Annotated in this window: 6 protein-coding genes; 5 read left to right on the top strand and 1 reads right to left on the bottom strand. The window is 73.0% G+C overall.

Annotation, left to right across the window (positions count from 1 at the left end):
* The first annotated feature begins 310 nt into the window (after positions 1-310).
* The gene (locus tag JS521_RS19135; RefSeq protein WP_205084194.1) at positions 311-856 is read left to right on the top strand and encodes a GVDTG sorting domain-containing protein; all 546 of its coding nucleotides are present in this window, start codon (positions 311-313) and stop codon (positions 854-856) included.
* A 127-nt stretch (positions 857-983) separates the two neighbouring features.
* A complete protein-coding gene (locus JS521_RS19130; RefSeq protein WP_205084193.1) occupies positions 984-1,616 on the top strand; it encodes a class F sortase in 633 nt (210 codons plus the stop codon).
* Positions 1,617-1,739: 123 nt separating this feature from the next.
* Here JS521_RS19130 and JS521_RS19125 read toward each other — a convergent pair whose 3' ends face one another.
* Positions 1,740-2,531 (bottom strand): TSUP family transporter, encoded by a 792-nt coding sequence (locus tag JS521_RS19125; protein WP_205084192.1) that lies wholly within the window; start codon positions 2,529-2,531, stop codon positions 1,740-1,742.
* 166 nt (positions 2,532-2,697) lie between these two features.
* Here JS521_RS19125 and nirB point away from each other — a divergent pair, with 166 nt between their 5' ends.
* The 3 genes from nirB to JS521_RS19110 all read left to right on the top strand — a co-directional run bounded on the left by nirB (position 2,698) and on the right by JS521_RS19110 (position 7,006).
* Complete coding sequence (gene nirB, locus JS521_RS19120) at positions 2,698-5,325, top strand: nitrite reductase large subunit NirB (protein ID WP_205084191.1); 2,628 nt, start codon at positions 2,698-2,700, stop codon at positions 5,323-5,325.
* Positions 5,325-5,684: a nitrite reductase small subunit NirD gene (gene nirD, locus JS521_RS19115; RefSeq protein WP_205084190.1), complete on the top strand. Its 360-nt coding sequence runs from the start codon at positions 5,325-5,327 to the stop codon at positions 5,682-5,684. The genes nirB and nirD overlap by 1 nt, the downstream gene beginning before the upstream one ends.
* A 155-nt stretch (positions 5,685-5,839) precedes the next feature.
* A complete protein-coding gene (locus JS521_RS19110) occupies positions 5,840-7,006 on the top strand; it encodes an alkaline phosphatase PhoX (protein WP_205084189.1) in 1,167 nt (388 codons plus the stop codon).
* Positions 7,007-7,156: the final 150 nt, after the last annotated feature.

Raw genomic sequence — 7,156 nt, 5'->3', positions numbered from 1 at the left:
CCGGCCGCGCCCGACGCGTACCCCCCCCCCCGGGGCGGGGGGGGCCCCCCCCCCCCGGGCCCGCGAGGTCATTCGTGTGACCTGCGTCACACTCCGCGCAGGCGTCTCACCCGATCGGCACCCGGGCCGCGGGTACGGACCGAACGGCCCAGCCGCACCCCCGCGACCTGCGGTGATCCATTCCGGCAAGGGTGCCGCGCCGGTCCGTACGGGTGAAAGCTGACCCGGTGTCAGAAGGCGTGGCGGGCCGCACCCCCGTTGGCTCGGGGGCAGGACACACCCGCTCGCGCCGTCTGCCCGGAGGATCCTCATGCGCAGTCCTGCCCGCCTCGTGACCGGCACCGTCGGTGCCGCGTTCACCGTCATCGCGTTCGGTCTCACCGCCGCCGCTCCGTCCGCGTACGCGGGTGACTTCGGCCGCCTGGAGATCACCCCGGCGACCGCGCCCCCCGGCGCCACCATCACCGTGAACACCACCGCCTGCGGCAAGAAGGGCTCCGGCATCGGCGACGCCAACGAGCTGGACGCCGGGGACTTCGAGATGCGCCCCGGCACCCACAAGGAGGTCGTAGTCGGCCAGTTCACCGTGCCGCACGACACCCGGCCCGGCACCTACGAGATCGTCGTCTCCTGCGACAACGGCAAGGACGCAGTCGGCGACCTCAAGGTGATCGGCGGCGGCAAGCACGAGAAGCCCATCCACGACCGCCCGTCCGGCCATGTGCGGACCGGGGTCGGCGGCAGCGTCGAACCGAACTCCACGCAGGTCGCCCTCGGCGTCGGCGTGATCGGCCTGGCCGCCGTGGGCGGGCTGTGGCTGCTGCGCCGCCGCTCCGAGGGCGCCGAAGGAAGCTGAACCGGCTCCGCTCCGGAGGAAGCCGAACCGCCGCTTCCCCCCTGACCGGGCGGGGCGCGTCCCCGAGCGCGTCCCGCCCGCCCCGGACCACCGACCGAGGACCGGACCACCGACCGAGGACGACGCCGTGTCATCGAGCGCGCAGAAGGCCAAGGGCTGGCTGGTGGGCATCGCCGTACTGTGCGGCATCTGGCTCATCCAGAACGGGCCCGGCGGCCAGCTGATCCCGCCGCAGCCCTCCAGCGCCCAGGCCTTCGCCTCCGGGCCGCAGCTCCAGCCCGGCTCCCCGGTCGCCGAGCCGCTGAACCCCTCCGCGCCGGTCCGCATCCGCATCCCGAGCATCGACGTGGACGCGCCGATGACCCGGCTGGGGCTGGCCGCCGACGGCAGTCTCGACGTACCGCCGGACGAGGACCGCAACCTCGCGGGCTGGTACGAGGGCGGCGTCCCGCCCGGCGCCAAGGGCACCGCGATCGTCGCCGGGCACGTGGACAACGCGCAGGGACCGTCCGTCTTCTACGCCCTGGGCGCCCTGACCAAGGGGACCGGCGTCGAGGTGGACCGCGAGGACGGGCGCACGGCCGTGTTCTCGATCGACGCCATCGAGGTCTACGACAACGACGACTTCCCCGACCAGCGTGTCTACGGCGACTCGCCGCACGCCTCGCTCCGGCTGATCACCTGCGGCGGCGGCTTCTCGAAGGAGACGGGCTACCAGGGCAACGTGGTGGCGTACGCGCACCTCACGGACGTGCGCTGAGCCGACGTGCACTGAGCCGACGCGGGCCGAGCGGACGTGGGCCGAGCCGACATGCGCCGAGCCGACGCAGGCCGAGCCGAGGTGCGCCGAGCCGACGTGCGCCGACCACCCCGCCCGGGAACGCTAGGCGTTCCACTGGTCGAAGCCCAGCTTGGCGACCAGCGAGAAGACCACGGTCAGCAGCACCGCCCGGACGAAGCCGCTCCCCCGGCTCAGCGCCATCTTCGCCCCGACCATGCCGCCCGCGAGGTTGAAGAGCGCCATCACGGCCGCGAGCTGCCACAGCACGGTGCCCTGGTACGCGAACATCGCCAGCGCCCCTCCGTTTGTGCACACGTTGACGATCTTCGCGGTGGCCGACGCGGTCACCAGGTCCAGGTGCAGCACGGCGGTCAGGGCCAGCACCAGGAAGGTGCCGGTGCCCGGCCCGAACAGCCCGTCGTAGAAGCCGATCCCGCCGCCGACCAGCACGACCGCCGTGATGATCCGGGCCCGGGTCACCGGCCGGTCCGTGCCGTCGCCCGCCGCCGCCGTACCGAAGGACGGGCGCAGCATCACGAAGGCGGCGACCCCCAGCAGCACGACCATGATCACCGGGCGGAGCACCTCGCTGCTGATCCCGGCGGCGAAGAACGCCCCGGTCATCGACCCGGCGAGCGCCATCAGCCCGACCCGTACCGCAAGACCCACCCGCACCGGGGCTTTGCGCAGGAAGGTCACCGCCGCGCCCGAGGTGCCCACGATCGCCACGGCCTTGTTGGTGCCGAGCACCTGCGCCGCCGGAACGTGCGGCAGGCCGAGCAGCAGCGCGGGCAGGAGCAGCAGCCCGCCGCCGCCCACCACCGCGTCGATCCAGCCCGCGGCGGCCGCGGCGAGGCAGAGGAGGACCAGGGTCGTCAGGGTTATGTCAGGCACGAACCGACATTAGACGCCTGTCGCCGGTCCCTCCTCTTCGGTCCCTCACAGGGCCCGGGGCGGGCCGCTGAGCGCAAGGTTCCGCCCGGGAAACAGGCGGGATGCGGCCGGGTAACACCTCCCGCCCAGGCTCATGGCACCAGGACAACCGACGGAGGCCACTGAGATGCCGGAGCCCACCTTCGAGCCGCGCACCACCGCCGCCGCCTCGAACACCACCCCGGCCGCCCAGGCGCACACCGCCGTCCCGACGATCGTGGTCGTCGGGCACGGCATGGTCGGCCAGCGGTTCCTGGAGGCCCTGGCCGACCGCGGGCTGACCCCGGCGGCCGGCGGCGCCCGCGTCGTCGTGCTCTGCGAGGAGCCCCGGCCCGCCTACGACCGGGTGCGGCTCACCTCGTACTTCGACGGGCGGAGTCCCGAGGACCTCTCGCTGGTGGAGCCGGGCTTCATGGAGCGGCACGGCATCGAGCTGTACGTCGGCGATCCGGCGACGGCCGTCGACCGGGCGGGGCGGACGGTGACCGCGCGGTCCGGGGCGGTGTTCCCGTACGACACGCTGGTGCTGGCGACGGGCTCGTACCCCTTTGTGCCGCCGGTGCCGGGGAAGGACGCCCGGGGCTGTTTCGTGTACCGGACGATCGAGGACCTGCTCGCGATCGAGGAGTACGCGAAGGGCGCGGCGACCGGTGCGGTGGTGGGCGGCGGGCTGCTCGGTCTGGAGGCGGCCGGGGCACTGAAGGGGCTCGGGCTGGCCACGCATGTGGTGGAGTTCGCGCCCCGGCTGATGCCGGTCCAGGTGGACGAGGGCGGGGGCGCGGCGCTGCTGCGGACGGTCCAGGACATGGGACTGACCGTGCACACGGGGGTCGGCACGCAGGAGGTCACCGCGGGCGAGGACGGGGCGGTGACCGGGATGGCGCTGTCGGACGGTTCCTCGCTCGCCGTCGATCTCGTCGTCTTCTCGGCGGGCGTACGGCCCCGGGACCAGCTTGCCCGGGAGTGCGGCCTCGCGGTCGGGGAACGCGGCGGGATCGTCGTGGACGAGGAGTGCCGGACCTCGGACCCGGCGGTCTTCGCGATCGGCGAGTGCGCGCTGGCCGCCGACGGCCGGGTGTACGGGCTGGTCGCGCCGGGCTACGAGATGGCCCTGGCGGCGGCCGAGGTGATCGCGGGCGGGCGGTCCGCGTTCACGGGGGCGGACCTGTCGACGAAGCTGAAGCTGCTCGGGGTGGACGTGGCCTCGTTCGGCGACGCGCACGGGGCGGCCGAGGGATCGCTCGACGTCGTGTACTCCGACGCCCGGTCGGGGATCTACAAGAAGCTGGTGATCGGGCGGGACGGGGCGCTGCTGGGCGGAGTGCTGGTCGGGGACGCGGAGCAGTACGGCACGCTGCGACCGATGACGGGCACCGTACTCCCCGTCTCCCCCGAGCAGTTGGTGCTGCCGGCCGGATCGGGCGGCGGCCCGGTGGCGCTCGGCCCGTCCGCGCTGCCCGACGAGGCGGTGATCTGCTCCTGCCACAACGTGACCAAGGGCGCGGTCTGCGAGCACACCACGCTGCCCGAGGTGAAGAAGTGCACCAAGGCCGGTACGGGCTGCGGCAGTTGCCTGAAGGTGATCGGGCAGCTGATGCCGCCGCCCGAGGACGCGGGGCTGTGCGGCTGCTTCCCTTACAGCCGCAGCGAGTTGTACGAGATCGTCCGCACCCTGGAGGTCACCTCGTTCGTGGAGCTGCTCGACTCGCACGGCCGCGAGGAGGCGCGGGGCGGGGACGGCTGCGAGGTCTGCAAGCCCACGGTCGGCTCGGTCATCGCCTCGCTGGCGCCCACGGTCGGCGCGAGCGGCTATGTGCTGGACGGCGAGCAGGCGGCGCTCCAGGACACCAACGACCACTTCCTGGCCAACCTCCAGCGCAACGGGTCGTATTCGATCGTGCCGCGCATCCCGGGCGGCGAGATCACCCCGGAGAAGCTCATCGTCATCGGCGAGGTGGCCCGCGACTTCGGCCTCTACACGAAGATCACCGGCGGCCAGCGCATCGACCTCTTCGGCGCCCGGGTCGACCAACTCCCGCTGATCTGGACCCGGCTGGTGGACGCGGGCTTCGAGTCCGGTCACGCGTACGGGAAGTCGCTGCGCACGGTCAAGTCCTGCGTGGGGCAGACCTGGTGCCGCTACGGCGTGCAGGACTCGGTGAAGATGGCGATCGACCTGGAGCTGCGCTACCGAGGCCTGCGCTCCCCGCACAAGCTGAAGTCGGCGGTCTCCGGCTGCGCCCGCGAGTGCGCGGAGGCCCGGGGCAAGGACTTCGGGATCATCGCCACCGCCCAGGGCTGGAACCTGTACGTCGGCGGCAACGGCGGGGCCACCCCGCGCCACGCCGACCTGCTCGCCCAGGACCTCTCCGACGCCGAACTGGTGCGCCTCATCGACCGGTTCCTGATGTTCTACATCCGCACCGCCGACCGTCTTGAGCGCACCTCGGCCTGGCTGGAGCGGATCGACGGCGGCCTGGACCACGTCCGGGACGTGGTCGTCCACGACTCGCTGGGGCTCTGCGAGGAGCTGGAGCGGCTGATGGCCGACCATGTCGCCGGCTACCGCGACGAGTGGGCCGAGACCATCAACGACCCGGAGCGGCTGCGCCGGTTCGTCACCTTCGTCAACGCGCCCGACGCCCCCGACCCCTCGGTGAGGTTCGTTCCGGAGCGGGACCAGATCAAGCCGGATCTGGAACTGCTCGCCGGACCCGTCCTCGCCGTCCGCACCCTCGAAGGGACCGCATCCTGATGACCACCGCGACGATCACGACAGCGCAGGAGACCGGGTTCGTCCGGATCGCCCACGGGGAGGACTGGCTGACGGTCTGCGAACGGGGGGTGCTGCTTCCCGGGCGGGGCGTCGCGGTGCTGCTGCCGGACGGGGACCAGGCGGCCGTCTTCATGGACCGGTCCGGGCGGGTGTACGCGATCGGCAACCGGGATCCGTTCACCGGAGCGTACGTCCTCTCGCGCGGGCTGCTCGGCTCGGCGGGCGGGCGGCCGTTCGTGGCCTCGCCGCTGCTGAAGCAGCGCTTCGACCTGGTGACGGGGGCGTGCCTGGACGACGAGGAGGTGTCGGTGCCGGTGTTCGCCGTACGGGCGGACTGACAGCCGGCCCGGGGCGGGAGGGATTGCCTGCGCAACCCCTCCGCCGCCCGTTCACCCACGCTTGACGTTCCGTCAACTCCGCACTCCTACAGTCCTGATGCGCGACCCGCCGGTCCGTCCGGAGCGGCGGGCCCTCACTCATGCGTGGAGTGATCGTGGAACGTCGGAACTTCTTGCGCACCGCCGTGATCGGCGGCTCGGCGGCGGCCTTCGGCGGCACGCTGTGGCGCGGCGCCGCCTTCGCCGACCCGGCCCAGCCGGCCCCCGGCCCGTACGGCGCGCTCCAGGCGGCCAACGGCAACGGCATCCAGCTGCCGAGCGGCTTCACCAGCCGCATCGTCGCCCGCTCCGGGCAGACCGTGCCCGGCACCTCCTACCGCTGGCACAGCGCGCCAGACGGCGGCGCGACGTACGCCGACGGCTCGGGCTGGATCTACGTCTCCAACGCCGAGGTGTCGCCGAGCAGCGGGGGCGGGGCGAGCGCGGTGCGGTTCAACTCCTCGGGGACGGTGACCTCCGCGTACCGGATCCTGGGCGACACGAACAACAACTGCGCGGGCGGTGCCACCCCGTGGAAGACCTGGCTCTCCTGCGAGGAGGTCACCCGGGGGTACGTCTACGAGACCGACCCGTGGGGCGTGAACGCGGCGGTGCGGCGTCCGGCGATGGGCCGCTTCAAGCACGAGGCCGCGGCCGCCGACCCGGACCACGGTTACGTCTATCTCACCGAGGATGAGAGCGACGGCCGCTTCTACCGCTTCCGGCCCACCACCTGGGGGAATCTGGCGAACGGCACGCTTCAGGTGCTGGTAGCCGGCACCGGCACCTCCGGCCCGGTGACCTGGGCGAACGTGCCGGACCCGGCCGCCTCCTCCACCCAGACGCGGCACCAGGTGTCCGGGGCGAAGGTGTTCAACGGTGGTGAGGGCTGCTTCTACGCGGCGGGCACCTGCTGGTTCACCACCAAGGGCGACAACCGCGTGTGGGCGTACGACGCGAACGCCTCGTCGATCTCGCTCGCCTACGACGACTCGCTGGTGACGGGCGGCTCCGCCCCGCTGACCGGGGTGGACAACGTCACCCGGTCCGGTTCCGGCGACCTGTACATCGCGGAGGACGGCGGGAACATGGAGATCTGCCTGATCACGCCGGACGACACGGTGGCCCCGTTCCTGCGGATCACCGGCCAGTCCGGCTCGGAGATCACCGGGCCCGCGTTCTCCCCGGACGGCAGCCGGCTCTACTTCTCCTCGCAGCGCGGGACGAGCGGAAGCTCCTCCGGGGGCATCACGTACGAGGTGAAGGGGCCGTTCCGCAGCTGACGCGGGCGCCCGCGGGGGGGGGGGGGGGGGCCCCCCCCCCCCCCCCCCCCCCCCCCCCGGGGGGGGGGGGGGGGGGGGGGTTTCCGGGCCCGGCTGCGCGATTAGCCCGGCCCCCCCCCCACGCCGGATCGCCCGCGCGAACGACGAGGC

Source organism: Streptomyces durocortorensis (assembly GCF_016901035.1).
Classification (GTDB): domain Bacteria; phylum Actinomycetota; class Actinomycetes; order Streptomycetales; family Streptomycetaceae; genus Streptomyces; species Streptomyces durocortorensis.
The sequence above is the reverse complement of the archived record's forward strand: the minus strand, read 5'-3'. Positions and strand labels throughout refer to the sequence as shown.